The sequence below is a fragment of the Duganella aquatilis genome (genome assembly GCF_009674565.1).
GTDB lineage: Bacteria > Pseudomonadota > Gammaproteobacteria > Burkholderiales > Burkholderiaceae_D > Rugamonas > Rugamonas aquatilis.
Genome location: NZ_WKJL01000017.1, coordinates 19,527 through 45,717 on the forward strand (window position 1 = coordinate 19,527; position 26,191 = coordinate 45,717).

At 65.4% G+C, this 26,191-nt stretch carries 20 protein-coding genes; 6 read left to right on the forward strand and 14 right to left on the reverse strand.

The window, feature by feature from the left end; translation table 11 throughout:
* Positions 1-31 precede the first annotated feature (31 nt).
* The 5 genes from GJ698_RS20630 to hemW are packed head-to-tail and all read left to right on the forward strand — an operon-like array spanning position 32 to position 4,587.
* Positions 32-1,027, forward strand: coding sequence for a serine/threonine protein kinase (locus tag GJ698_RS20630; RefSeq protein ID WP_154359744.1), 996 nt, complete (start codon positions 32-34; stop codon positions 1,025-1,027).
* Between the two features lie 17 nt (positions 1,028-1,044).
* Positions 1,045-1,989 carry a PP2C family protein-serine/threonine phosphatase gene (locus GJ698_RS20635; RefSeq protein WP_154359745.1) on the forward strand — a complete coding sequence of 315 codons (945 nt, stop codon included), beginning with the start codon at positions 1,045-1,047 and terminating at the stop codon, positions 1,987-1,989.
* Positions 1,990-1,997: 8 nt separating this feature from the next.
* Entirely contained in the window at positions 1,998-2,732 is a 735-nt protein-coding gene (gene rph / locus GJ698_RS20640) for a ribonuclease PH (protein ID WP_154359746.1), read from the forward strand.
* A gap of 8 nt (positions 2,733-2,740) precedes the next feature.
* Entirely contained in the window at positions 2,741-3,325 is a 585-nt protein-coding gene (rdgB, locus tag GJ698_RS20645; protein WP_154359747.1) for an RdgB/HAM1 family non-canonical purine NTP pyrophosphatase, read from the forward strand.
* The gene (gene hemW, locus GJ698_RS20650; protein WP_154359748.1) at positions 3,322-4,587 is read left to right on the forward strand and encodes a radical SAM family heme chaperone HemW; all 1,266 of its coding nucleotides are present in this window, start codon (positions 3,322-3,324) and stop codon (positions 4,585-4,587) included. Before rdgB ends, hemW begins: the two co-directional genes overlap by 4 nt.
* Here hemW and GJ698_RS20655 read toward each other — a convergent pair.
* The 14 genes from GJ698_RS20655 to pgi form a co-directional block, all read right to left on the reverse strand.
* Positions 4,584-6,257 carry a methyl-accepting chemotaxis protein gene (locus GJ698_RS20655; RefSeq protein ID WP_154359749.1) on the reverse strand — a complete coding sequence of 558 codons (1,674 nt, stop codon included), beginning with the start codon at positions 6,255-6,257 and terminating at the stop codon, positions 4,584-4,586. The genes hemW and GJ698_RS20655 overlap by 4 nt on opposite strands.
* Positions 6,258-6,359: 102 nt before the next feature.
* Positions 6,360-8,048, reverse strand: a complete 1,689-nt coding sequence (locus tag GJ698_RS20660; RefSeq protein ID WP_154359750.1) for a methyl-accepting chemotaxis protein — start codon at positions 8,046-8,048, stop codon at positions 6,360-6,362.
* Positions 8,049-8,133: 85 nt separating this feature from the next.
* Positions 8,134-9,207, reverse strand: a complete 1,074-nt coding sequence (locus GJ698_RS20665; RefSeq protein ID WP_154359751.1) for a patatin-like phospholipase family protein — start codon at positions 9,205-9,207, stop codon at positions 8,134-8,136.
* Between the two features lie 99 nt (positions 9,208-9,306).
* Positions 9,307-10,755: an efflux transporter outer membrane subunit gene (locus tag GJ698_RS20670; protein ID WP_371865397.1), complete on the reverse strand. Its 1,449-nt coding sequence runs from the start codon at positions 10,753-10,755 to the stop codon at positions 9,307-9,309.
* Entirely contained in the window at positions 10,727-13,879 is a 3,153-nt protein-coding gene (locus GJ698_RS20675) for an efflux RND transporter permease subunit (protein WP_154359753.1), read from the reverse strand. Before GJ698_RS20675 ends, GJ698_RS20670 begins: the two co-directional genes overlap by 29 nt.
* Before the next feature lie 12 nt (positions 13,880-13,891).
* Positions 13,892-15,073, reverse strand: a complete 1,182-nt coding sequence (locus GJ698_RS20680) for an efflux RND transporter periplasmic adaptor subunit (protein WP_154359754.1) — start codon at positions 15,071-15,073, stop codon at positions 13,892-13,894.
* Positions 15,074-15,180: 107 nt separating this feature from the next.
* Positions 15,181-16,116, reverse strand: coding sequence for a transaldolase (gene tal, locus GJ698_RS20685; protein WP_154359755.1), 936 nt, complete (start codon positions 16,114-16,116; stop codon positions 15,181-15,183).
* A gap of 62 nt (positions 16,117-16,178) precedes the next feature.
* On the reverse strand, positions 16,179-17,042 hold the full coding sequence (locus GJ698_RS20690) for an EamA family transporter (protein WP_371865398.1): 864 nt from the start codon (positions 17,040-17,042) through the stop codon (positions 16,179-16,181).
* Positions 17,043-17,045: 3 nt separating this feature from the next.
* Positions 17,046-17,444, reverse strand: a complete 399-nt coding sequence (locus tag GJ698_RS20695; RefSeq protein WP_229260095.1) for a response regulator — start codon at positions 17,442-17,444, stop codon at positions 17,046-17,048.
* 9 nt (positions 17,445-17,453) lie between these two features.
* A complete protein-coding gene (locus GJ698_RS20700) occupies positions 17,454-18,890 on the reverse strand; it encodes an ATPase domain-containing protein (RefSeq protein ID WP_154359756.1) in 1,437 nt (478 codons plus the stop codon).
* A gap of 36 nt (positions 18,891-18,926) precedes the next feature.
* A complete protein-coding gene (locus GJ698_RS20705; RefSeq protein WP_154359757.1) occupies positions 18,927-19,781 on the reverse strand; it encodes an SIS domain-containing protein in 855 nt (284 codons plus the stop codon).
* A gap of 5 nt (positions 19,782-19,786) precedes the next feature.
* Positions 19,787-21,259, reverse strand: coding sequence for a glucose-6-phosphate dehydrogenase (gene zwf, locus GJ698_RS20710; protein WP_154359758.1), 1,473 nt, complete (start codon positions 21,257-21,259; stop codon positions 19,787-19,789).
* Positions 21,260-21,515: 256 nt separating this feature from the next.
* Positions 21,516-22,403 (reverse strand): SMP-30/gluconolactonase/LRE family protein, encoded by an 888-nt coding sequence (locus tag GJ698_RS20715; protein WP_229260096.1) that lies wholly within the window; start codon positions 22,401-22,403, stop codon positions 21,516-21,518.
* On the reverse strand, positions 22,400-24,052 hold the full coding sequence (gene pgi, locus GJ698_RS20720; RefSeq protein ID WP_154359759.1) for a glucose-6-phosphate isomerase: 1,653 nt from the start codon (positions 24,050-24,052) through the stop codon (positions 22,400-22,402). Before pgi ends, GJ698_RS20715 begins: the two co-directional genes overlap by 4 nt.
* A gap of 212 nt (positions 24,053-24,264) precedes the next feature.
* Here pgi and edd point away from each other — a divergent pair, with 212 nt between their 5' ends.
* Positions 24,265-26,190 (forward strand): phosphogluconate dehydratase, encoded by a 1,926-nt coding sequence (gene edd, locus GJ698_RS20725; protein ID WP_154359760.1) that lies wholly within the window; start codon positions 24,265-24,267, stop codon positions 26,188-26,190.
* Position 26,191 lies beyond the last annotated feature (1 nt).

Consider the following 26,191-nt stretch of genomic DNA (forward strand, 5'->3'; position numbering starts at 1 on the left):
ACACAATCCGGGTGTTGAGGCGAGGAATCTTATGGCTGCACAAAACAACGCCCCGTTACCAGATGGTCTGGAAATTGCTGGATATCGCATTGTAAAGAAAATTGCGTCCGGTGGGTTCAGTATTGTTTACCTTGCATACGATAGCGAGGGCGTGGCGGTGGCAATCAAGGAGTATTTGCCCAGTTCCCTGGCCCTGCGGCAGGAGGGAGAACTGGTGCCGTCCGTCTCAAAAGCGCATCTTCCCGTGTTCCGCATCGGTCTCAAGTGCTTTTTCGAGGAAGGCCGGGCGCTGGCGCGCATTTCGCACCCGAATGTTGTAAGCGTGCTCAATTTCTTCCGCGCGCACGAAACCGTTTATATGGTTATGGCCTACGAATCGGGCCATTCGCTGCAGGAACACATCCAGCGCCAGCGCGGAAAAGGCAGCAAAGTGGGCGAAGCCTTCATCCGCACCATCTTCACCCAGGTGGTCAAGGGACTACGTGAAGTCCACGCCAACAAGCTGCTGCACCTGGACCTGAAACCGGCCAATATCTACCTGCGCACCGACGGCACGCCGATGCTGCTCGACTTCGGCGCCGCGCGCCAGACCGTCAACACCGACATGCCGACGCTGACGCCGATGTACACTCCCGGCTTCGCGCCGCCCGAACTGTACGCCAAGGCCGGCATGGGCCCATGGACCGATATTTACAGCATCGGCGCGGCGATGTTCGCCTGCATGGTCGGCTCGCCGCCGCAGCCGGCCGACCAGCGCAAGACCGAGGACAAGATGGCCGGCCACTTCCTGAAACTGGAGGGCCAGTATTCGCCGGAACTGGTGCAGCTGGTGCGCTGGTGCCTGGAAGTGGAGCCGCTGGACCGGCCGCAAAGCCTGTTCGCGGTGCAGAAAGGGCTGCAAACCACCGCGCCGGCCGTCGCGCCGGCCGCGCCGCCGCCCACCGTGCTGGACAAACTGCGCGGCCTGGTGGGCCGGCTGGGCGGCAGCGGCGCGCGCGCCAAGGCCGGCCCGGACACGCTGGTCTGAATCGAGAGGACGACACCATGCAATTCTCCGTGTACCAGGAAAGTCACATCGGCGGCCGCAAGGTCAACCAGGACCGCATGGGTTACAGCTTCACCCGCGACGCGCTGCTGCTGGTGCTGGCCGACGGCATGGGCGGCCACCTGCACGGCGAGATCGCCGCCACGGTGGCGCTGCAAACCATCTCCACCATGTTCCAGCAGCAGGCGCAGCCCTATGTGAAGAAGCCGCAGCGCTTCCTGGAGGAAGCCTTCCACGCTGCGCACCGCGACATCCACCAGTACCGCGTCGCACACCAGCTGGCGGAAACGCCGCGCACCACCATCGTCGCCTGCCTGGTCCAGCACAACACCGCCACCTGGGCCCATTGCGGCGACTCGCGCCTGTACTGGATGCGCGACGGCCAGATCCTGGCGCGCACGCGCGACCACTCGCACGTGGAAAGCCTGATCGCCAGGGGACTGGCGCAGCCGTCCGAGCGCGCCACCCACCCGGACCGCAACAAGCTGTTCAACTGCCTCGGCGCCGACTCGCTGCCCAAGGTGGAAGTCTCGGCCGGCGCCGGCGTGCTGCCGGGCGACCTGCTGCTGTTGTGCTCCGACGGTTTGTGGTCTATGCTGCCGGACGATGATCTGGCGCGCCGCATGCAGGCCCAGACCGTGGTGCGCGCGGTGCCGGATATACTGCAGGCCGCGCTGCTGGCGGCGGGCGGCGCCAGCGACAACGTCACGGCGCTGGCCATCATGTGGCAGGGCAGTTCGGTGGTGGACAATATGGGGCCGATCACGGCCACCGTGATTTCCACCGAAGCGCTGCCCCAAGACCTGCACAGCACCACCATTCGCGACACGCCGGCCGCCGGCGCCGCGCCGGCCGACACCGACGCCTTCGATGACGACGCCATCGAAAAAGCCATCGCGGAAATCCGCGGGGCGATAGAAAAGTCCTCCCAAATTCTCAAATAAGGAACTGTATGACCTCTGTAACCCGTCCTAGCGGCCGTCCGGTCGATGCGCTGCGCACCCTGCGCCTGACCCGCGACTACACCAAGCACGCCGAAGGTTCGGTGCTGATCGAGTGCGGCGACACCAAGGTGATCTGCACCGCCAGCATCGAAGAAAAAGTGCCGGGCTTCCTGAAGGGCAAAGGCCAGGGCTGGCTGACCGCCGAATACGGCATGCTGCCGCGCTCCACCCACAGCCGCATGGACCGCGAAGCGGCCAAGGGCAAGCAGTCCGGCCGCACGCAGGAAATCCAGCGCCTGATCGGCCGCTCGCTGCGCGCCGCGTTTGACCTGGAAGCCTTCGGCGAACGCACGCTGCACCTGGACTGCGACGTGATCCAGGCCGACGGCGGCACCCGCACCGCCTCGATCACCGGCGCCATGGTGGCTGCCTACGACGCCTTCTCCAAGCTGAAGGCGCGCGGCCTGATTGCGGAAATCCCGCTGAAGCACTTCGTGGCGGCGATCTCGGTCGGCGTCTACCAGGGCACGCCGGTGCTGGACCTCGATTACGTCGAAGACTCCAACTGCGACACCGACATGAACGTGGTGATGACCGAATCCGGCCACTTCATCGAAGTGCAGGGCACCGCCGAAGGCGCCGCCTTCGACCGCGCCGGCATGAACCGCCTGCTGGACCTGGCGCAGGCCGGCATCACCGACATCGTCAAGATGCAAAAACAGGCATTGGGCATCGCGGAGTAAAATACGTCATGACTCAACGACTTATCCTCGCCTCGAACAACAAGGGCAAACTCAAGGAATTCAACGAACTGCTGTCGACTGTGGGCTTTTCCGTCCACGCGCAGGGCGAGTACGACGTCCCTGAAGCAGATGAACCTTTTCACACCTTTGTCGAAAATGCACTGCAAAAGGCCCGCCACGCCTCGCGCCTGACCGGCCTGCCGGCGCTGGCCGACGATTCCGGCGTGTGCGTCAACGCGCTGGGCGGCGCGCCCGGCGTGCTGTCGGCGCGCTTTGCCGGCGAGCCGAAATCGGACGCCCGCAACAACGAAAAAATGATCGCCGAACTGGCCAAGCATGAAGACAAGTCCGCGTACTACTACTGCGTGCTGGTGTTCGTGCGCCACGCCGACGATCCACAGCCGGTCATCGCCGACGGCCGCTGGAACGGCGTCATGATCGACACCCCCCATGGCGACGGCGGCTTCGGCTACGATCCTTACTTCTTCATTCCAGCGCTGGGCAAGTGCGCCGCCGAACTGGCGCCGGAAGAGAAAAACGCCTTGTCGCACCGCGGCCAGGCACTGCGCGCACTGGTAGAGAAACTGAAATGATCCCGATTAAAGTCGTCGGCGCCAGCGCGCAGCCAGGCAAGAGCAAGCCAGCCACCGACATCAGCGAAGCCGCCGGCGTCGCTGCGAAATACCTGCAAGGCGGCGCGCTGAACCTGACGGCGCTGCCGCCGCTGTCGCTGTACATCCACTTCCCGTGGTGCGTGCGCAAATGCCCGTACTGCGATTTCAATTCGCACGAAGCGAAGGAGGGCGGCGCCTTCCCCGAGCAGGAATATCTCGACGCCGTGCGCGCCGACCTGGAACAGGCCTTGCCGCTGATATGGGGCCGCAAGATCTACACCATCTTCATCGGCGGCGGCACGCCAAGCCTGATGTCGGCCGCCGGGCTCGACCGCCTGCTGTCCGACGTGCGCACCTTGCTGCCGCTGGACAGCGACTGCGAGATCACGATGGAAGCCAACCCCGGCACCTTCGAGGCGGAGAAGTTCAAGTCCTACCGCGCCAGCGGCGTCAATCGCCTGTCGATCGGCATCCAGAGCTTCAACGAGCGCCACCTGAAGGCGCTGGGCCGCATCCACGACGACAACGAAGCCAGGCGCGCCGTCGACATCGCGCTGGCCAACTTCGACAACTTCAATCTGGACCTGATGTACGCGCTGCCGTCGCAGACGCTGGAAGAAGCGCGCCAGGACGTGGAGACGGCGATGGCCTTCAACCCGCCGCACCTGTCGCTGTACCACCTGACGATGGAGCCGAACACGCTGTTCGCCAAGTATCCGCCCACGCTGCCGGACGACGACGCCAGCGCCGACATGCAGGACATGATCGCCGAACTGACCGCCGCCAACGGCTACGGCCAGTACGAGATCTCGGCCTACGCCAAGGCCGGCCATCGGGCGCGGCACAATCTGAATTACTGGGAGTTTGGCGACTATCTCGGCATCGGCGCGGGCGCGCATTCCAAGCTGTCGTTCCCGCACCGCATCCTGCGCCAGGCGCGTTACAAGCAGCCCAAGGCCTACATGGAGCAGGTGAAGCTGGGCGCGCCGGTGCAGGAAGAGTACGAGATCCAGCGCGAGGACATGGGCTTCGAGTTCATGCTCAACACGCTGCGCCTGCACGGCGGTTTCGATCCCAACCTGTTCGCCGAGCGGACCGGCTTGAGCATCAACGCCATCGACAAGCAGCTCAATGCGGCCGAGGCCAAAGGGCTGCTGTATCGCGACTACAAGATCATCAAGCCGACCGAGCTAGGCCAGCGCTTTCTGAATGATCTTCAGGAGATGTTCCTGAAGGGTTAAAACTCTTCCCACTCGCTGTCCGGCGCCTTGGCGCGCGGCGTTGCGGCGGCCGGCGCCGGTGCGATGCGCGCCGCCGGACGTGGCGCCGGCTTGAACGCCGGCGCCGACGCCTGCACCGCCGCCGCGCCCAGCTTGAACTGCGCCGACACGCCGGCCAGCGACGCCGCCTGATCCTGCATGCTGGCCGCCGCTGCCGCCGCCTGTTCCACCAGCGCCGCGTTCTGCTGCGTCATCTCATCCATCTGCGCGATCGCTTCGTTGACCTGATTGATGCCGATGCTCTGTTCCGAACTGGCGGCGGTGATCTCGCTCATGATGTCGGTAACGCGGCGCACGCTGGCCACCACTTCCTCCATCGTGCTGCCGGCCTGCTGCACCAGCTGCGCGCCGGCATCCACCTGCGACACCGAATTGTCGATCAGGGCCTTGATCTCCTTGGCCGCAGCCGCCGAGCGTTGCGCCAGGCCGCGCACTTCCGACGCCACCACCGCGAAGCCGCGTCCCTGCTCGCCGGCGCGCGCCGCTTCCACCGCCGCATTCAGGGCCAGGATATTGGTCTGGAAGGCGATGCCGTCGATCACGCCGATGATGTCGACGATCTTCTTGGCCGAGCTGTCGATGGCGCCCATGGTGTGCACCACCTGGCTGACGATGGCGCCGCCTTTCTCCGCCACTTCCGACGCGGCGTGCGCCAGCTTGTCGGCCTGGCGGGCGTTGTCGGCGTTCTGGCGCACGGTGGTGGTCAGTTCCTCCATCGACGCCGCAGTTTCCTCCAGCGCGCTGGCCTGCTGCTCGGTGCGGGCCGACAGGTCGTGGTTGCCGGCGGCGATTTCGCTCGACGCCAGCGCGATCGATTGCGCGCCGTGCTGCACGTCGCCGACCACTTTCACCAGTTCGTCGTTCATGCCTTTCAGTTCGCGCATCAGGTCACCGATCTGGTCGCGCGAGGCTACACCGAATTCGGTGGTCAGGTCGCCGCTGGCCACCGTGGTGGCGACGCCGATGGCCGATTCCAGCGGGCGGGTGATGCTGCGCGAGATCAGCGTCGCGCACACCGCGCCCAGCGCCACCAGCAGCACGCCGAGCGTGATGGTGAGGTTGATGCTGCGGGTGGTCGCGGCTTCGACGTCCTGCGCCATCTGGTCCAGCACCTTGCGTTCGTACTCCACCAGTTTCAGCATGCCTGCCTGGTAGGCCTCGGCCGACGGCGTGAAGCTGGTGCTGAAGATGCGCGCCGCGCCTTCGGCGTCGCCGGCCTTGTTGGCATCCATCAGCGCCTGCTTGGACTCGACGAACTTGGCGCGCACACCCAGCGTGGCCTGGTAGATGGCCTTCTCGTCGTCGCTGCTGATCAGTTCGCCCATCTTGCGGTTCATGACGTTGCCCTTTTTCGAGCCTTCGGCCATGGTGTCGGCAAAGGTGGTGGCCAGCGAGGTGTCGGTGCTCTTGGCCATCATGATGGTGCGGGCGATGGTGACGGCGGTCTGGGTGTACCAGTCGGCGGCCAGACGCTCGCGCGCCAGCGGCTCGGCCATCATGCGCTTGGTGGCGTCGGCGTTCTGCACCGCGTTGCGCAGTGCAAACGCGGTGGAAATAATGGAAAGGACCAGGACAACGGCAAAGCCCAGCGACAGCCGGGCGCCGATGCGGATATTGGATAAGGAGGACATGACCGGGGGAGGCCGACAACGGCCTGTGATTATTGGTAACGCTCCCAGTATAGCTTTCTTTGTAATGAATTTACATGTAGAAACATTTTGTTACGGAAATAATCAGAACTCTTGCCAATCTTGCTCTGCGCCGACGGCGGCCGGTTTGCGCTCCGTTTTGGGGGCTTGCAGCCGGCCCTTGGCCGGCGCCGGCAGCGCGGCGCGTTGCGGCCGCGGCGCCAGCGCGGCCCGCATGCCGTCGTTACCCAGCTTGAACGATGCCGCCACGTCGGCCAGCCGGGTCGCCTGCTCCTGCATGCTGGCCGCCGCCGCTGCCGCCTGTTCGACCAGCGCGGCGTTCTGCTGCGTCACCTGGTCCATCTGCGTAATCGCCGTGTTGACCTGGTCGATGCCGATGCTTTGCTCGCTGCTGGCCGAGGTGATCTCGCCCATGATGTCGGTAACGCGGCGCACGCTGTTCACCACATCCTCCATGGTGCTGCCGGCCTGCTGCACCAGCTTGGAGCCGATGTCGACCTGCTCGACCGAATTGCCGATCAATTCCTTGATTTCCTTGGCGGCGCCGGCCGAGCGCTGCGCCAGGTTGCGCACCTCGGACGCCACCACGGCAAAGCCGCGTCCCTGTTCGCCGGCGCGCGCCGCTTCCACTGCGGCGTTGAGCGCCAGGATATTGGTCTGGAACGCGATGCCGTCGATGACGCCGATGATGTCGACAATCTTGCGCGACGAATCGTTGATCGAGCCCATGGTGTTGACCACCTGGCCGACGATGGAGCCGCCTTTTTCCGCCACCTCGGACGCGGTGCGCGCCAGCTGGTTGGCCTGCCTGGCGTTCTCCGCATTCTGGCGCACGGTGGAAGTCAGCTCCTCCATCGACGACGCGGTTTCCTCCAGCGAGCTGGCTTGTTCCTCGGTGCGCTGCGACAGGTCCATATTGCCGGCGGCGATTTCGTTGGAGGCGGTGGCGATGGTGTTGGTGCCTTCCTGCACCTGGCTGACGACCGTGCGCAGCGAATCGTTCATGCCGCGCAGCGCCGTCATCAGGTCGCCGATTTCGTCCTTGTTGTGCTGCTGGTCGAACTGCGTGGTCAGGTCGCCGTTGGCCACGGTGGCGGCGATGTCGACGGCGGAGCGCAGCGGCACCGTGATCGAGCGCGAGATGATCCATGCCGCGATCGAGCCGATGCCGACCATCAGCGCGGCCAGCAGCATCAGCAGCGCGTTGCTGCGGCTGTTGGCGGCGTCGATGGCGTGGGCGGTGTCGTCGATCGCCTGGCGCTGCATGGCGAGGAAGCTCTTGATGCGGTTCTGGTAAGCGTCGGCGGCGGGCGTGAAGGCGTCCTTGAACAGCTGTTCGCCCTTGACGCTGTCGCCGGCCTTGCGGGCGTTCATGACGTCGGTCTTGCCCTTCTGGTACTTGGCGCGCAGATCGGTGATCTCTTCGAAAATCTTGCGTTCTTCGTCACTGGTCAGCAGCTCCTTGATCTGGCCGATCAACTCGCCGCCGCGCTTGGTGCTGGCGGCGATGACGTCGGCAAAGGTATCGGAGAGTTTTTCATCGGTGCTGCGGGCGATCAGCGCGGTGCGGGCGATGGCGGAGTAGGTCAGCACATACCAGTCGGCCACCAGGCGCTCCTTGGCGAGCGGCTTTTCCATCATGTCGCGCGTGGCCTGCGCCGTGGCGCGGGCGTTGACCAGGGCGACCGAGGTGGCGAGAATGGCCAGCAGCAAAACCACGGCAAAACCGACAGCGAGACGTGTACCAATACGCAGTTGCGACAGGACATTCATGATCATCACTCCGAACAAGCATGCGGGATACAAGTATGCACCCGTCTTGCCGGCTGTGGATCACTTCGTTGCTTTTTGGGAACAGTCAGAAACTGGCGGCCTGTTTCAGATCGGGTTTTTCGCACCAGCGTGCGAAGGCCTCGGCCAGGCGTTCGCTCTCGCCGATGGCGTGCAGCCAGTCGCGGTTGCGGCGGTCGTGGTCCTGGCCGTAGACGGTGAAGTCCTTGCGGTCCGGCAGCTTGGCGTTCGGCAGCCGGCTGACGAAATCGGCGGAGGGCGAAACCAGGATCATGTTGTCGAGCGCCTCGTCGCGCGCGCGGCGCCAGGGCATGGACTTGTCCAGCCAGCCGGGCACGATGTGATCGCTGAAGTGCGGGTACAGCACCAGGCCGGGATCGCGCTGGTAGGGCAGGTGCAGGTGGTAATCGATCAGGCCGCCGTCCCAGTAGGCGCCGTCGGGCGCGCCGGCGATGCCGGTCACCGCCTGCAGCACCAGCGGGATGGAGCCGGAGGCCAGCAGCGCATCGCGCAGATTGGCTTCGGTGAGGCCGACGAAGTGGCCGGCGAAGGCGTCGAAATCGTCGCGCAGCCAGCGCGCGTCATCGTGCTGGTTGTGGAACACCACGCGCTCCATCGACGCGGCGAGGCGCTTGCGCGACAGCGCGTTGCCGGCGGCGGCCAGCAGGAAGCCGGTCATCTCGCGCCAGCGCGCGCCGTTGGTGTTGCCCAATGCGCCGATGCCGCGCACGGCCAGCACGGAGACGTGGTGATGCGGATGATGGATGGCTTCGGCCGCGCGGCCATCGAGCAATTCATCCAGCAGCGCGCGGCAGGTTTGCGAAACGTAGGCGGGCGTGACCTTGTTTGGATAGCGCTGGTCGGCGTACAGGCGCGCCAGCCGCTTGTGCGCGGCCACCGGATCGTGGAACGCCGACGCCGCCATGCGCCAGGCGCCGATCGACGCGCCGACCAGCCGGCGCTGGCGCGGCGCATCCCTGAAGAAATCGCCGAACATCCAGCAATCGAGGCCGTTGAGGATCAAGCCCTTGGGACCGCCGGCGGCAGCGGGAACGATGGCGATATCGGCCGCCTGCACGCCCTCAGCAGCAATGCGCTGGCGTGCCCGCTGGCCGAGGCGGATAGTAATCGGAGAAGTCATAATCGTGTCCATAAACCGGGGTCAGTTCTGCCAATCGCACACGGACCCAGCCGCTTAACGGCTGAGTCCGTGTGCGATTGGCAGAACTGACCCCGGATTTTACTTCAAGCCGCCGCCGAGGGAGCGGTACAGGTCGATGGCGGTGGTGGTGCGCAGCAGGCGCGCCTGCACCAGCGATTGCTGGGCGCTGAACAGCTCGCGCTGGGCGTCGAGCACGTCCAGCGTGCTGGCGACGCCGTTGTCGAAGCGCAGTTGCAGCAGCTTCAGCCGATCGGCCTGGGCATCCTGCACGGCGCGCTGGGCATTCACCTGTTCGCCCAGGTAGTCGCGCGCGGCCAGCGCGTCGGCTACTTCGCGGAACGCGGTCTGGATGGTTTTTTCGTAGTCGGCCACGGCGATGTTTTTGCGCACGTCGGTCAGCGTCAGGTTGGCGCTGTTGCGGCCGGCGTCGAAGATCGGCAGCGTCAGTTGCGGCGCGAACGACCAGCTGCCGGAGCCGCTGTCGAACAGGCCGCCCAGCGATGGACTGCTGCTGCCGATCGCCGCCGTCAGGCTGATGCGCGGGAAGAAGGCGGCGCGCGCGGCACCGATGTTGGCGTTGGCGGCTTTCAGGCGCTGCTCGGCGGCGCGGATGTCGGGACGGCGCGCCAGCAGGTCGGACGGCAGGCCTTCCGGCACGGCGTTCAATGCGTCGATCTGCTGGTCGCTGGGCATGGCGCCGGATGCGGCGGCGGTGGCCGGCTGGCCGACCAGCAGCGTCAGCGCGTTGTCGGCCTGCGCGCGCTGGCGGGCCAGCGTGAGCGCGGCGGCGCGCGCGGTTTCCATCAGCGTTTCGTTGGAGCGCAGGTCGAGCCGCGATGAGGCGCCCACTTCGGCGCGCTGCTGCGTGAGCTTGTAGGTGCGGGCGCGCGCTTCGTAGGTCTGTTGCGCCAGCGCGTATTGTTCGGCGTAGGCGCGCTCGGTGTAGTAGGCCTGCGCCACTTGCGCCACCAGCGCGATCTGCGCCGCCTGGCGCGCTTCGTCGGTGGCGAGGTAGCTTGCCAGCGTGGCGTCGCTCAGACTTTTCACGCGACCGAAGAAGTCCAGCTCGAACGACGACACCGACACGCCGACGTCGTAACGCTTGCCGATGGTGCTCTGGCCGGTGGTCGACAGGAAGGCCGGCGTCTTGGCGCGCGTGTCGGTGGCGCCGAGGCTCACGTTGGGCAGGCGGTCGGCGGACTGGATGTTGTACAGCGCGCGCGCTTCCTCGATGCGCAGCGCGGCCGTGCGCAGGTCGCGGTTGTTGTCCAGCGCCGCGGCGATCAGCTGCTGCAGGCGCGTGTCGGTGAAGTAGTCGCGCCAGCCGGTATCGACGGCGGCTTTGGCGTCGGCCGGCAGCGGCAGGGGCAAGCTGGTGCGCGATGCGGCGCCGGCGCTGTCGGACGGGAAGGCCGCCGCCACCGGCGCGGCGGGACGCTCGTAGCTCGGCGCCAGCGAGCACGCGGACAGCAGCGCGGCGCAGGCCAGTGCGATGGGCTTAGTCATGGGTGTCATGGTGTTTGTCATTCAGTTCATGTGCGGCCAGTTTGCGCTGGCGTTCGCTGCCCTTGAAGATTTTGCGGATGACGACAAAGAACACCGGCACCAGGAACACCGCCAGCACGGTCGCCGTGATCATCCCGCCCATCACGCCGGTGCCGATGGCGCGCTGGCTGGCCGATCCCGCGCCGGTGGCGATCACCAGCGGCAGCACGCCGAGGATGAAGGCCAGCGAGGTCATGATGATGGGACGGAAGCGCAGGTGCACCGCCTCCAGCGTCGCTTCGATCAGTCCCTTGCCTTGCGCCTGCAGGTCTTTGGCGAACTCGATGATCAGGATCGCGTTCTTCGCCGACAGGCCGATGATGGCGATCAGGCCGACCTTGAAGTAGACGTCGTTCGGCAGGCCGCGCAGATGCGCGCCGAGCAGCGCGCCCAGCACGCCGAGCGGCACCACCAGCAGCACGGCGATCGGAATCGATTCGCTTTCATACAGCGCCGCCAGCACCAGGAAGGCCGCCAGCAGCGACAGCGCAAACAGCATCGGCGCCTGCGAGCCGGAGGTTTTCTCTTCCAGCGACTGGCCGGTCCATTCGATGCCGAAGCCTGGCGGCAGCTGTTCCGCCAGGTGTTCCAGTTCCGCCATCGCCTCGCCGCTGGAACGGCCCGGCGCGGCGTCGCCGGTCAGCTTGATGGCCGGGTAGCCGTTGTAGCGCACCAGTTGCACCGGGCCCTGTATCCAGTGCGAGGTGGCGAACGAGGAGAACGGCACCATGGTGCCGCTGGCACTGCGCGCGTTGAGCTGCATGATGTCCTGCGGCTGCAGCCGGCGCGGCGCGTCGGCCTGCACGATCACGCGCTGCTGCCGCCCGCTGCTGGCAAAGTCGTTGACATAGGAGGAGCCGAGCGCGGTCGACATCATGGCGTTGATGTCGGCGAAGGAGACGCCCAGCGCATTGGCCTTCTCGCGGTCGATGTCGACTTGCAGCTGCGGCGCGTCTTCCAGACCTTCGGGACGCACGCCTTTCAGGATCGGACTCTTGGCGGCAAGGCCCAGCAACTGGTTGCGTGCGGCGATCAGCGCGTCGTGGCCTTGCGCGCTGCGGTCCTGCAGGCGCGCGGTGATGCCGGTGGCGTTGCCCAGCTCGCGGATCGGCGGAGGGCTGAGCGGGAAGATGATCGCATCCGGAATGCCGGACAGCGCCCCCATCGCGCGCTGCGCAATCGCCTGCGCCGAGTCTTCCGCCCCGCGTTCCTTCCAGTCCTTCAGCGGAATGAACACCAGGCCCGCGTTCTGGCCGTTGCCGGAGAACGAGAAGCCCGCCACCGCGATGGTGCGTGCCACGGCGGGCTGCTTGCGGAAGTAGGCGTCGGCCTGCGCCAGCACGGCCTGCGTGCGCGCGGTCGATGCGCCGGCCGGCAGCTGGACGTTGGCGATCAAGTAGCCCTGGTCTTCGTTCGGCAGGAAGGAGGAGGGCAGCTTGACGTACAGCCAGCCCACCACGCCGCACAGCAGCGCGAAGATGATCAGGTAACGGCCGGTGCGCTTGAGGATCCTGGCGATCACGCCCTGGTAGCCGGTCGCCGTCACCGCGAACTTGCGGTTGAACCAGCCGAAGAAGCCTTTCTTCTCGTTGTGATGTCCCGCTTCCACCGGCTTGAGCATGGTGGCGCACAGGGCCGGCGTCAGGGTCAGCGCCATCAGCGCGGAGAACAGCATGGCCGACACCATCGCCAGCGAGAACTGGCGGTAGATCGCACCGACCGCACCGCCAAAGAAAGCCATCGGGATGAACACGGCGATCAGCACCAGCGTGATGCCGATGATGGCGCCGGTGATCTGCTCCATGGCCTTGCGCGTGGCGTCGCGCGGCGACAGGCCTTCCTCGCTCATGATGCGTTCGACGTTTTCCACCACCACGATGGCGTCATCGACCAGGATGCCGATCGCCAGCACCATGCCGAACATGGTCAGCACGTTGATGGAGAAGCCGAACAGCTGCATGGCGGCGAAGGTGCCCATCAGCGCCACCGGCACGACGATGGTCGGGATCAGCGTGTAGCGGATGTTTTGCAGGAACAGGTACATCACCAGGAACACCAGCACCACCGCTTCCAGCAGCGTCTTGACCACTTCCTCGATCGAGATCTTGACGAACAGCGAGGTGTCGTAAGGGATGGTGTACTTCACGCCAGGCGGGAAGTATTTCGCCAGCTGGTCCATCTTCTCCTTGACGGCGGTGGCGGTTTGCAGCGCGTTGCCGGTCAGGGACAGCTGGACCGCAATCGCGGAGAACGGCGCGCCGTTCAGCCGGGCGCTGATGTTGAAGCTGGCGCCACCCATCTCGACGCGCGCCACGTCCTTCAGCCGCACCAGCGAGCCGTTGGGATTGGCGCGCAGGACGATCTGGCCGAATTCGGTGGTGGACGACAGCTGGCCGGTGACCACGATGGGCGCGGAGTAGGTCTGGCTGGCGGGGCTGGGTAAATCGCCCAGCGTGCCGGAGGTGACCTGCGCGTTCTGCGCGCGGATGGCGGCGGTGACGTCGGCCATGGTCATCTTCAGTCCGATCAGCTTGACCGGATCGACCCACACGCGCATGGCGCGCTCGGTGCCGAACAACTGCGCCTGACCAACGCCGGGAATGCGCTTGATTTCGTTGACGACGTTGCGCGCCAGGTAGTCGCCCAGGCCGGTCGGATCGAGGCGGCCGTCGGTCGAGGTCAGGCCGACGAACATCAGGATGTTGGAGCGCGCCTTGTTGACCTGCACGCCCTGTTGCGTGACGGCGGCCGGCAGCCGCGATTCAACGCGCTTGATGCGGTTCTGCACGTCGACCGACGCCAGGTCGGGATTGGTGCCGGGGACGAAGGTGACGGTGATGGTGACCGAACCACTGGCCTCGCTGGACGATTCGACGTATTGCAGGCCGTCGGCGCCATTCATCTCCTGCTCGATGACGCTGGTGACGGCGTCGTCCAGCACCTGCGCGGTGGCGCCGGGATAGGTGGCGGTGATGACGATGGACGGCGGCGCGATGGTCGGATACTGCGCCACCGGCAGCACGGTGATCGCCAGCATGCCGCCCAGCAGGATGAACAGCGCGATCACCCACGCGAATACCGGGCGGTCGATGAAGAACTTGGCCATTGTGGCTCCCGGTTATTTGGTGGCGGCAGGCGCGGAGGCTGGCGCGGCGGCCGCCGGCTGCGCGCCGACCGGGCCTTTCCACGGCTGCGGGTTGACCGTGGCGCCGGGCTTGGCCTTCTGGAAGCCTTCGACCACGATGCGCTCGCCGCCCTTCAGGCCGGAGCTGACCACCCAGTTGCTGCCCTCATTGGCGTTGGCCACCACCGGCTGCGAGACCACCTTGTTGTCGGCGCCGACGACCAGCACCGACGAGCCTTCGTTGGTGCGTACTATCGCCTGCTGCGGCACGGTGATGGCGGCGTCGTTGACGCCTTGCTCCAGCCGCGCTCGCACGTACATGCCCGGCAGCAGGATGCGGTTAGGATTCGGGAACTCGGCGCGCATCGACACCGAGCCGGTGCTTTCGTCCACCGACACGTCGGAGAACAGCAGCTTGCCCGACTGCGGATAAGTCTGGCCGTCCTCGGTCACCAGCGTCACACGCGCCTGGTCTTTGCCGGCGCTTTTGAGCTTGCCATCCGCCAGCGCGCGCTGCAGCTTCAGCACATCGGCCGAGGATTGCGTGATGGTGACGTAGATCGGATCGAGCTGCTGCACGGTCGCCATCGGCGTCGCCTCGCCCTGGCCGACCAGTGCGCCTTCCGTCACCAGTGCGCGGCTGACGCGGCCGGCAATCGGCGAGGTGACGGTGGCGTAGCCCAGCGTCAGGCCGGCGTTGGTGCGGGCCGCCCTGGTGGTCGCCAGATCGGCCGCCGCCTGCTTCTGCGCGGTGACGGCGTCATCGTATTCCTGCTGGCTGACCGCCTGCGCCGCCAGCAGCGGCTTGTAGCGCTTCACCTTCAGATCCGCCTGCGCCAGGTTGGCCTCGGCCTTGGCGACGGCCGCCTGCGCGCTGTCGAACGAGGCCTGGAACTGCGCCGGATCGATGCGGAACAGCACTTCGCCGGCCTTGACGTCGCCGCCTTCCTTGTACAGCCGCTGCAACACGATGCCGGCGGTGCGCGCCCGCACCTCGGCAATGCGCGATGCTTCAGTGCGTCCCGGCAACTCGCTGCTCAAGGTCACCGCTCTCGGCGCGACGGTGACCACCGCGACCGTGGGCGGTGGCGGCGCGTTTTGCTCGGCCGCCTTCTCGCCGCAGGCGCTCAACAGGGTAAGGAGGGCAACAGCGGTGCAACGAGGGACGGATCGCATGGAAGAGTCTCGTAGTGGGTTTTATAGTTGATGTCAGATTGTAATGCAAAAAAGGCAGGAGAGCGGCCCGCGCCGCGCTCCTGCCTTTTCCGGGAAAGCCTGAAAAATCAGCGCATGCCGGAGATGATCTGCTTCAGTTTGCCGGTGTCGGCAACGAAGGCGCGGATGCCTTCGGCGGTCTTCTCGGTGGCCATGGCGTCTTCGTTCAGCATGAAGCGGAAGGTAGGCTCGTCCATGGCGATCTTGCCGATGGAAGCGTTTTTGCCGCTGTCCGAGCTCAGCTTGCGCTCGACCGGGGCGTCGCTGTCGGCCAGCTTTTGCAGCAGGTCCGGGCTGATGGTCAGCAGGTCGCAGCCGGCCAGTTCCAGGATCTGGCCGACGTTGCGGAAGCTGGCGCCCATCACTTCGGTGTTGTAGCCGAACTTGCGGTAGTAGTTGTAGATGCGCTTGACCGACTGCACGCCCGGATCTTCCGCGCCCTGGTAGTCGATGCCGGTGGATTTCTTGTACCAGTCGTAGATGCGGCCGACGAACGGCGAAATCAGCTTGGCGCCCGCTTCGGCGCAGGCGATGGCCTGCGGCAGCGAGAACAGCAGGGTCATGTTGGTGTGGATGCCTTCCTTTTCCAGGATCTCGGAGGCGCGGATGCCTTCCCAGGTCGAGGCCATCTTGATCAGCACGCGCTCGCGCTCGATGCCGTTCTTTTCGTACAGCTTGATCAGCTCGCGGCCCTTGGCCACCGAGGCGGCGGTGTTGAACGACAGGGCGGCGTCGATTTCGGTCGACACGCGGCCGGGAATCACGCGCAGGATCTGCTTGCCGAAGGCGACCAGCAGGTGGTCGATCACTTCGCCGGTGCTGGCGTCCATGTTGTCGCGCACGGCTTTTTCCAGCAGCGGCTTGTACTCGTCCTTTTGCACCGCCTTCAGGATCAGCGATGGATTGGTGGTGGCGTCGCGCGGGGTATAGGCCTGGATGGCCTGGAAATCGCCGGTATCGGCTACCACGGTGGTGTATTGTTTGAGTTGTTCGAGTTGGTTCATGAGCGCTGCCAATTTGATAAGGGAGTTGTTGTCTCGTTTATTTTACTCCGAACGCGGCCGGATTAGCCCAGACGCATGACAATTGCGCCACAGGCGATCAGGCTGACCGCGACAATCCGCCCCGGCGCCAGCCGTTCGCGCAGGAACAGGGCGGCGAGGGCGGCGGCGAACAGGATCGAGGTCTCGCGCAGCGCCGCCACGGCCGCCACCGGCGCCTGCGTCATGGCCCACAGCGCCAGCCCGTAGGAGGCCAGCGTGCCGATCCCGCCCAGCAGCATCACCTGTGCGTGGCTGCGGGCGTAGGCCGGCAGTTCGCGCCAGCGCCTGGTAGAGCACAGCAACAGCAGCACGGCAGTCAGCACGAACAGCCACATGGTGTAGGCGGCCGGCGCGCCGGAGCGGCGCACGCCGACGCCGTCGATCATGGTGTAGGTGGCGATGATCACGGCGTTCAGCAGCGCATAGACGGTGGCGCGGCGGCGGGCGGCGCGGTTGGCGTCGGTGTCGGCGCCGGCGCTGGCGCCGCGCAGGATGGTCAGGGTCAGCACGCCGCCGCAGATCAGCATGACGGCGATGTCTTGGCGCAGGTGCAGCCGTTCGCCCAGCAGCGGCAGGCTGGCCAGCGCCACCAGCAGCGGCGCCGCGCCGCGCATCAGCGGGTAGGCCTGGCTCATGTCGCCATGACGGTAGGCCGCCGCCAGCAGGCGGTAGTAGATGACCTGGCAGCAGGCCGACGCCGCCAGCCAAGGCCAGCTTGCCGGGGCCGGCGCCGTCGCCAACGGCAGCAGCGGCAGCGAGACCAGGCCGGCGCCGCAGGCCACCAGCAGGGTGGTCAGGTATTTATCGGGGCCGGCCTTGACCAGCGCGTTCCAGGTCGCGTGCAGCAGCGCGGCCAGCAGGACGATGGTGACGACCGAGCCATCCACCGGCTAGCCCCGGCGGCCGATCAGCTGCTTGATTTCGGCCAGCAGCGTGTCGAACGGCACCGGCTTGCGGAAGAAGCTGTCGCAGGGCGGCTGCAAGTCCCTGGGCAGGATGCCGGCGCTGCACAGGATGAAGGGGATGTCGCGCAACGCCGCGTCGGCGCGCATGGCGCCGCACAGGGCGGCGCCGTTCATCACCGGCATCATGTAGTCGGACACCACGATGTCCGGGCGCTCGCGGCGCACCGCGGCCAGCGCCTCGGCGCCGTTGGCCGCGGTGCGTACTCGGAAGCCGCGAAATTCGAACAGCATGGTGTAGGCCGACAGCACGTCGAATTCGTCGTCGACCACCAGAATGAGCTTGCCATCCGGGTTGCTGTCCATGAGTGCGGGATGGTCGCTCATGGCCAGCCGTTATCGGTTCAGCACGGGCGGTACGCTAGGTGGTACCGGTCCGTCGATGCTCATGCCGTTGTCGGAAATGAGCAGCACGTGGTTGGCGGCGTCGTAGCTGTTTTCACGCAGCTTGAGCACGCCGATCTGGCGCAGGTTGACGCCGGCCACGTCCACGTAACGCAGCAGGATGATGTTCTCGAACAGCATCGAGGCGGCTTCGTCGCTTTGCACGTGGTCGTGGCTGAAGTAGGGCAGTTCCTGCGTCAGGAAGGTGGTGACGTTGCGCACCCGCAGTTCGTTGACGAAGGCCGCCAGGAAGGAGCGTGAACGGCCCTTGTGCAGCACGATCTCGCGCAGGCCGTCGAGGCCGTCCACCAGCAGGCGCGACACCTGGCGCTGCGCGACATTGGCCAGCACGCCCTGGGCCAGGCTGTCGACCAGCACTTCCAGCGGCGGATGCCAGATGATCTGCAGCGCGCCGTTGTCGAAGTAGGGTTGCAGCTCCAGGCCGATGTTGCGCGCCTTTTCCAGCAGCCGCTGCGGCGATTCGTAGAAGCCGACGATCAGCGCCGGTTCGCCGCGTTGCAGGCCTTCGTGGATGAAGTGCAGGCCCATCAGCGTCTTGCCGACGCCGGGATTGCCCAGCAGCGCGGTGGTCGATCCCTTGGCAACGCCGCCGTTGGTCAGCCGGTCCCAGCCGGTGATGCCGAAGCCCAGCCGTTCGCGCGACACCGACGGCATCGCCACCGACACCGTGCTGACCGCTTCCAGGCGCGGGTAGATGGCGATGCCGTCCTCGCCCACTTCAAACACATGGCGGCCCAGCAGGTGCTTGCTGCCGCGCAGCTTGAACACCTTGATTTCGCGGATCAGCTGCAAGCCGCTCTCGAACTGGCTCAGTTCGATCAGGCCGTCGACCAGCGTGTTTTCCGAGTCGGCCTGGTTGCCCTCGGTGGGCGACAGCAGGAAGGTGGTGCACTCCATGGTCGACACCAGAGAATTCAGCGACAGCATGAACTCGGACAGCGCCACGTCCGACGGCTTGGCCTCGCGCACGGTGCGGAAGCCGTCGATGATCATGATGTCCGGCTTTTGCTCGGCCAGCGTGGCGGCGATGGATTTGAGCAGCGCGCGCAGGCCGCCCTTGAGCAGGTCGCTGTAGGCGCCGATGAAGACGATACGCTCGCCGACCAGTTCTTCGTCGAAGAAAGAGAAATTGCTCAGGTGATTGAGCATCTTGCCGTGGGTTTCGGCGATCAGCGTCAGGATCAGGACCTTCTTGCCCTGGTGCGCGTGCTGGAAGCCGATCTGGCAGGCCAGCGTGGTCTTGCCGCTGCCGGCCAGGCCCTGGATCAGGTACAGACTGTGCGCGGGAAAGCCGCCGCCCAGGATCTCATCAAGGCCGGGAACGTGGGTACTGAGCAGTGGAATGCGCTGGGAGGGGCGGTTGGGCATAATGACCGCACTTTAGCACACCCTCCCGCCAGCAAGCTATCCGATGAACGAATCGAATTGCAGGTCGAATTCCTGCAGCGCCTTCTGGGCGTTCTGCATTTTCTTGCGGAATTCCGGGCCGCGTTGCAGCGCCAGGCCGACCGCCAGCACGTCGATCACCACCAGGTAGGCCAGGCGGGCCGAGATCGGCGTGTACGGGTCGATGTTGAAGATCAGGTCGATCGGGATCAGCACCGTGGCCAGGTCGGCCAGCGGCGTGCCGGACGGCGCCAGCACGATCACCTCGGCGCCGCCGCGGCGCGCCAGCTTGACCGAACGCACCAGCGACGGGCTGTTTCCGCGCTGCGAGATGGCCACCAGCGCGTCGCCGGTGCGCAGCAGGGCCGCCGCGATGCTGTGGATGTGCGGGTCGGCGTACGCCACGGTCGGCACGCCGGAACGGAAGAACTTGTGCTGGGCGTCGGCGGCGACGATGCCGGACGTGCCCTGGCCGTAGAACTCGATCTTGTTGGCTTTCGACAGGATGTCGAGCGCGCGCTGGATCGCTTCCGGGTCGAGGTTGTTGCGCAGGTCGAGCAGGGTGTTGATCGAACGGCTGCAGATCTTGTTGACCAGGTCGGCCGCGAGGTCGTCCTGGGTTGGCTGCTCGTTCAGGCCGGGCAGGGCCAGCGCCAGGCCCTGGGCCAGCTTGAGCTTGAACTCATGCCAGCCGTCGTAACCCAGCGTACGGCAGAAACGCACCACGGTCGGTTCCGACACCTGCGCGCTTTTGGCCAGCGCAGTGATGTTCTGGTTGACCGTCTGCGTCGGATGTTCGAGCACGGCCAGCGCCACCTTGCGCTCCGATTTGGAGAGCGAGTCGAGTTGGGTACGGATGGAATCCAGCAGCATCTACATCAATCCTCAGGCAGCACTTCTTCGCGCCATTGCAGGCCGTCGCGGCCGATCAGCGCCGACGCGGCGGCCGGACCCCAGGTGCCGGAGGAGTAAGGCAGCGGGTAGCTGTCGTCCGATTCCCAGTTGTCCAGAATCGGTTCGACCCATTCCCACGCCGCTTCCAGCTCGTCGCCGCGCATGAACAGCGTCAGCTGGCCGCGCAGCACGTCGAGCAGCAGGCGCTCGTAGGCTTCCATGCGCGGCGATTTGAACTGCTCGCGGAAGTCCAGTTCCAGCTCCGCCTGTTTCAGGCGCATGCCGTCGCCCGGCGTTTTCGCCATCAGGTTCATGCGCAGGCCTTCGTCCGGTTGCAGACGGATCACCAGCGAGTTCGGCTGGAAGCTGTTGGTCGGCTGGTTGAAGATCGAATGCGGGATCTGTTTGAAGCGCACGACGATTTCCGCCAGGCCGTCGGCCATGCGTTTGCCGGTGCGCAGGTAGAACGGCACGCCGGCCCAGCGCCAGGTGTCGATTTCCGCCTTCATGGCGACAAAGGTTTCGGTGCGCGAATGTTCCGGCGCATCCGGCTCGTCGCGGTAGCTTGGCACGGCCTTGCCATCGACGTGGCCGGCGCGGTACTGGCCGCGCACGATGTTCTGCGCCAAGGTGGTCGGCGTGAATTTTTTCAGCGAGCGCAGCACTTGCAGCTTGGCGTCACGCACGGCGTCCGGCGCGATCGAGGTCGGCGGTTCCATGGCGACGATACACAGCAGTTGCAGCAGGTGGTTCTGCAGCATGTCGCGCAGCGCGCCCGAGGTATCGTAGTAGCCCATGCGGTTGCCCACGCCCAGTTTCTCGGCGATGGTGATCTGCACGTCGGAGATCCATTCGCGGCGCCACAGCGGCTCGAACAGGATGTTGCCGAAGCGCAGGGCCAGCAAGTTCTGCACGGTCTCCTTGCCCAGGTAGTGGTCGATCCGGTAGATCTGCGATTCCTCGAAGACCTTGCCGACTTCGGCGTTGATCTGCTTGGCCGAGGCCAGGTCGCGGCCCAGCGGTTTCTCCAGCACCACGCGCGAGTTCGGCGTGACCAGGCCGTTTTCCTTCAGCGCTTCGCAAATCTGCGCGAAGATCGCCGGCGGCGTCGCCAGGTAGTAGACCTTGGTGATGGTGTCTTCCTTGCGCAGCGCCTCGACCAGCGGCTTGTAGCTGCTGGCGTCGGTGGCGTTCAGCGACACGTAGACGATGCGGGCGGTAAAGCGCGCCCACGCGGCCGGCGTCACGGCAGGGGACTTGATCAGCGGCTTGGAGGTGGTCTCGACGGTTTGCAGGAATTCTTCCTGGCTGGCGTCCGCGCGGCCGACGCAGATGATGCGGGCGGTGGCGGGCAAGTCGTTGGCGACATCGCGGGCGTACATCGCGGGCAGCAATTTGCGCATCGCCAGATCGCCGCTGCCGCCAAACAGAACCAGGTCAAAATCGGAAAGAGCCATATATGAAAATCGTCGCAAAAAAAGTGCCGAAGGAATGGCCGCGAGCTAGGGCGGCCGCTTTGTGTAAATTTACTACTTATATTCGTCGTTTGCAAGAAATTTTACTACATTGCCGTAGGGGGATTATACGGGGTATAACCCAAACCCTGCCCGCGCCACCGAGTCCACAACTGACCTCCGCGCTATAACCCGCAAGGCGATCCGTCGCGGGGTCTGACCCCATGCGGGGTCAGACCCCTCTGTCCGTAGTGCGGGTTCAGCGCGAGCGGTACGCCGGCTCTTCCCGGCCCGCCACATCCATCCGAATCGCCAGCAACTTGCCACTCAACGGATACTGCGCCAACTCCGGCGCCGGACGCGCGCCCGCGCTGGTCACGTACAAGGTCCGCAAATCCGCCCCGCCAAACGCCGGCATCGTCGGACAGCGCACCGGCAGCTTGATCTCGCCCAGCACCGCGCCCTCCGGCGACAGCTTCACAATCCGCGCACCCTCGAACATCGCCACCCAGTAGTTGCCCTCGCTGTCCACGGCGGCGCCATCCGGCCGGCCGCCGTAGTTGTTCTCCTTGTCCATCGAGAACTGATGCAGCAGGCGCTGATTCTCCACTGTACCAGTAGCCGCATCAAAGTCCAGCTTTGTCACGCGATGCGCAGCCGTATCGGCGTGATACATGGTCTTCTGATCCGGGCTGAAGCCCGAACCATTCGAATTGGTCATGCCGCCCGACCAGGCCTTGCGCAGCTTGCCCTGTTCCAGCACATACATCTCCGCCGCCGGCTTGTCGCGCGGCTCGTAGATGGTGCCGACCCAGAAACGGCCCGCCGGATCGACATGGCCATCGTTAAAGCGCGTAATCGACTGATCATAGGGCGCCGCCACAATCCCGGTCAGGCGCACTTCGTCGCTGCTGGTATCCAGATGCGCAAAGCCGCTGCGCATGGCGACAATCAGTCCGCCCTGGTCGCTGATCGCCAGCGTGGCCGGCTCGCTCGCCAGCTTCCACGACCGATGCGCGCCGCTGGTCGGATCAAGCCGATGCACGGTAAAGGCGGGAATATCCACCCAGTACAGCGCCTGCTCCTGCGGGTGCCACAGCGGGCATTCCCCGGTCTGCATGACTTCATCGTAGGCGACGGTGATCATATGTGTTGCGCCGCCTTCGCCATGAAGATCAGACCATTGGTCGAACTGTCGTGACGCTCCGGTTTCACTTCACCGGTCAGCTCCGACTGGATATTCTTGGCCAGCACCTTGCCCAGCTCCACGCCCCACTGATCGAAGCTGTTCACGTCCCAGATCACGCCCTGCACAAAGGTCTTGTGCTCATACAGCGCGATCAGCGCACCCAGCGCGCCAGGGGTCAGCTGGTCCATCAGAATCGTGTTCGACGGACGGTTGCCGGGGAAAGTCTTGTGCGGCACCAGCTCTTCGATCTGCTCGGCGCTCAGCTTCTGGCCCGCCAGGTCGGCGCGCACTTCGTCCGCAGTCTTACCGGTCATGAACGCTTCCGACTGCGCGAAGCAGTTGGCCAGCAGCGCATCGTGATGGCCCGGCAGGTCATGCGTGGCGCGCAGCGCGGCGATGAAGTCGATCGGCACGATGTCGGTGCCCTGGTGCAGCAGCTGGAAGTAAGCGTGTTGCGCATTGGTGCCGCATTCGCCCCATACCACCGGGCAGGTCGGCGTGTCCACCGCGGCGCCGTTGCGGGTGACGCGCTTGCCGTTGGATTCCATGTCCAGCTGTTGCAGGTAGGCGGCGAAGCGGTTCAGGTCCTGGTGGTAGGGCGCGATCGACAGCGAGCCGCAGTCGAGGAACTGGCGGTTCCAGAAGCCCACCATGGCCAGCAGCACCGGCATGTTCTGTTCCAGCGGCGCTGCGCGGAAGTGTTCGTCCATCGCATGCGCGCCGGCCAGGAAGTCGCTGAAGTAGCCGAAGCCCACCGCCAGCGCCACCGACAGGCCGATCGCCGACCATACCGAGTAACGTCCGCCGACCCAGTCCCAGAACGGGAACATATTGGCTGGATCGATGCCGAAGGCTTTCACCGCCTCCGTGTTGGTGGAAACGGCGACGAAGTGCTTGGCCAGGTTGTCCGATGCGCCGCCGTTTTCCAGGAACCAGGCGCGCGCGGTGCCCGCGTTCAGCATGGTCTCGGCGGTGGTGAAGGTTTTGGAGGCGATGATGAACAGCGTGGTTTCCGGCTTGACCTGCGCCAGCGCCGCATCCATGTCATGGCCGTCGACGTTGGAGACGAAGTGCATCTTCAGGCGCGGATGCGCGTACGAGCGCAGCGCCAGCACCGCCATCTTCGGGCCCAGGTCCGAGCCGCCGATGCCGATGTTGACGATGTCGGTGATCGGCTTGCCGTTGTAACCGAGCCAGGCGCCATTGCGCACGCGGTCGGTGAAGTCCTTCACCTGGTCGAGCACCGCGTGCACGTCGGCGTTGACGTCCTGGCCGTCCACCACCAAAGCCTTGCCGCGCGGCATGCGCAAAGCGGTGTGCAGTACAGCCCGATGTTCGGTAAGATTGATCTTCTCGCCACTCAGCATGGCGTCGCGCTGGCGTTCGACGCCGCGTTCGCGGGCCAGCTCCAGCAGCAGGCCGATGGTGGTGGCGTCCAGGCGGTTCTTGGAATAGTCCAGAAACAGGCCGGCCGCGTCGACCGTCAGTTTCGGGAAACGCTGGGCGTCGGCCGCAAACAGCTGGCGCAGTTGCCAGGTTTTGGCGTCGACAGCGTGGGATTCAAGTGCTTGGAAGCTGGCAGTGGAAGTGAGTGCAGGCTGGCGCATAATATGATTGGCTGAGAAGGGTAGATAAATGATACATGAAAATCAGGTAAATTCACTACGGTTTCAACGTGGCGGCCCATAAATTCCTCTCGAAACGGATGGTTCAACCGTGTGTTGCTGATCGCCAGCGTAAGCCAGCCCGTCTACGAAAAGCCGGTGGGTTTTTCAATTTTGTAGTAAAATTTCACGGAATCCATTCATAAGGAACGATCATGGCGTTGCACCCAGTCCTAGAAAGCGTCACCGCGCGCATCATCCAGCGTAGCAAACCTTCGCGTGGCGCGTATCTGGCCCACCTCGAAGCGGCCCGCGTCAAGGGCGGCCCGCAGCGCGGCACCCTGGCTTGTACCAATCTTGCGCACGGCTTTGCCGCTTTCCCCGCCAACGACAAGCTGGTGCTGAAAGAGATCAAGAAGCCGTCGGTGGCGATTATCTCGGCGTACAACGACATGCTGTCGGCGCACCAGCCGTTCGAGCGTTTCCCTGAAATTATCAAACAAGCCGTGCGCGAAGTCGGCGCCGTGGCGCAATTCGCCGGCGGCACGCCCGCCATGTGCGACGGCGTGACCCAGGGCCAGCCGGGCATGGAACTGTCGCTGTTCTCGCGCGACGCCATCGCCATGTCGACCGCCGTAGCGCTGTCGCACAATATGTTCGATTCCGCCGTCTACCTGGGGGTGTGCGACAAGATCGTACCGGGCCTGCTGATCGGCGCGCTGCACTTTGGCCACCTGCCGGCGGTGTTCGTGCCGGCCGGCCCGATGACCACCGGCCTGTCGAATTCCGAGAAAGCCAAGATCCGCCAGCTGTACGCGCAAGGCAAGGTTGGCCGCGCCGAGCTGCTGGAAGGCGAGTCGCAGTCGTACCACGGCGCCGGCACCTGTACCTTCTACGGCACCGCCAACAGCAACCAGATGCTGATGGAAGTCATGGGCCTGCACCTGCCGGGCGCCGCCTTCATCACCCCGAACACGCCGCTGCGCGATGAACTGACCAAGGCCGCCGCCCAGCGCGCCGCCGTCATCAGCGACCAGTCGAGCGAATACCTGCCGGTCGGCCATGTGGTCGATGAAAAGGCCATCGTCAACGCCATCGTGGCGCTGCTGACCACCGGCGGTTCGACCAACCACACGCTGCACCTGGTGGCCATCGCCAAGGCGGCCGGCATCGTCATCGACTGGAACGACTTCGACGAGCTGTCGAAAGTGGTGCCGCTGCTGTGCCGCATCTACCCGAACGGCGAAGCGGACGTGAACCACTTCCACGCCGCCGGCGGCACCGGCTTCGTCATCCGCGAACTGCTGGATGCGGGCCTGCTGCACGACGACGTCACCACCATCCTGGGCAAGGGCCTGCGCAAGCACTGCGCCGAGCCGTTCCTGGGCGAAGGCGACAAAGGCGTGGTCTGGAAAGACTCGCCGCTGCAATCGGGCGACGACAAGGTGCTGCGCAAATACGATGCGCCGTTCTCGGCGGACGGCGGCATGGTGCTGGTGCAGGGTAACCTGGGCCGCGCCGTGATGAAGGTGTCGGCCGTGAAGCCGCAGCACCGCACGGTGGAAGCGCCGGCGCTGGTATTCAATTCGCAGGAAGACTTCATGGACGCCTACAAGGCCGGCACGCTGGACCGCGACTTCGTGGCCGTGATCCGCTTCCAGGGCCCGCGCGCCAACGGCATGCCGGAACTGCACGCGCTGACCCCGGCGCTGGCCAACCTGCAGGACGCCGGCCGCAAGGTGGCGCTGGTGACCGACGGCCGCATGTCCGGCGCGTCGGGCAAGGTGCCAGCGGCGATCCACGTATCGCCGGAGATCCTGGCCGGCGGTCCACTGGGCCTGGTGCGCGACGGCGACATCATCAAGGTGTGCGCCGAAACCGGCACGCTGGAAGCGCTGGTGGAATCGAGCGTATGGCACGCGCGTTCGCTGGCCACCGCCGACATGACGCTGAACCAGGTGGGCATGGGCCGCGAGCTGTTCTCGATGTTCCGCAACAGCGTGTGCGAAGCGGAGAAGGGCGCGACCACGTTCCCGCTGCCGTCGCCGATCGCCACCACGGTTGGCCTGCATGACAAAGACCCGGTCGGCAATACCGTGCCGGGTTCCGACGAAGATTTCTCGATGAAGAAAGAAGCCTAAA

Bases quoted from the DNA above. Each gene is read 5' to 3' on its own strand.
- GJ698_RS20660 (WP_154359750.1), bottom strand. From the start codon at position 8,048: ATGAATGTCCTGTCGCAACTGCGTATTGGTACACGTCTCGCTGTCGGT.
- GJ698_RS20655 (WP_154359749.1), bottom strand. From the start codon at position 6,257: ATGTCCTCCTTATCCAATATCCGCATCGGCGCCCGGCTGTCGCTGGGC.
- GJ698_RS20675 (WP_154359753.1), bottom strand. From the start codon at position 13,879: ATGGCCAAGTTCTTCATCGACCGCCCGGTATTCGCGTGGGTGATCGCG.
- GJ698_RS20665 (WP_154359751.1), bottom strand. From the start codon at position 9,207: ATGACTTCTCCGATTACTATCCGCCTCGGCCAGCGGGCACGCCAGCGC.
- GJ698_RS20695 (WP_229260095.1), bottom strand. From the start codon at position 17,444: ATGAGCGACCATCCCGCACTCATGGACAGCAACCCGGATGGCAAGCTC.
- GJ698_RS20630 (WP_154359744.1), top strand. From the start codon at position 32: ATGGCTGCACAAAACAACGCCCCGTTACCAGATGGTCTGGAAATTGCT.
- GJ698_RS20705 (WP_154359757.1), bottom strand. From the start codon at position 19,781: ATGCTGCTGGATTCCATCCGTACCCAACTCGACTCGCTCTCCAAATCG.
- GJ698_RS20680 (WP_154359754.1), bottom strand. From the start codon at position 15,073: ATGCGATCCGTCCCTCGTTGCACCGCTGTTGCCCTCCTTACCCTGTTG.
- GJ698_RS20635 (WP_154359745.1), top strand. From the start codon at position 1,045: ATGCAATTCTCCGTGTACCAGGAAAGTCACATCGGCGGCCGCAAGGTC.
- tal (WP_154359755.1), bottom strand. From the start codon at position 16,116: ATGAACCAACTCGAACAACTCAAACAATACACCACCGTGGTAGCCGAT.
- GJ698_RS20670 (WP_371865397.1), bottom strand. From the start codon at position 10,755: ATGACAAACACCATGACACCCATGACTAAGCCCATCGCACTGGCCTGC.
- pgi (WP_154359759.1), bottom strand. From the start codon at position 24,052: ATGCGCCAGCCTGCACTCACTTCCACTGCCAGCTTCCAAGCACTTGAA.
- GJ698_RS20715 (WP_229260096.1), bottom strand. From the start codon at position 22,403: ATGATCACCGTCGCCTACGATGAAGTCATGCAGACCGGGGAATGCCCG.
- GJ698_RS20700 (WP_154359756.1), bottom strand. From the start codon at position 18,890: ATGCCCAACCGCCCCTCCCAGCGCATTCCACTGCTCAGTACCCACGTT.
- zwf (WP_154359758.1), bottom strand. From the start codon at position 21,259: ATGGCTCTTTCCGATTTTGACCTGGTTCTGTTTGGCGGCAGCGGCGAT.
- rdgB (WP_154359747.1), top strand. From the start codon at position 2,741: ATGACTCAACGACTTATCCTCGCCTCGAACAACAAGGGCAAACTCAAG.
- edd (WP_154359760.1), top strand. From the start codon at position 24,265: ATGGCGTTGCACCCAGTCCTAGAAAGCGTCACCGCGCGCATCATCCAG.
- hemW (WP_154359748.1), top strand. From the start codon at position 3,322: ATGATCCCGATTAAAGTCGTCGGCGCCAGCGCGCAGCCAGGCAAGAGC.
- rph (WP_154359746.1), top strand. From the start codon at position 1,998: ATGACCTCTGTAACCCGTCCTAGCGGCCGTCCGGTCGATGCGCTGCGC.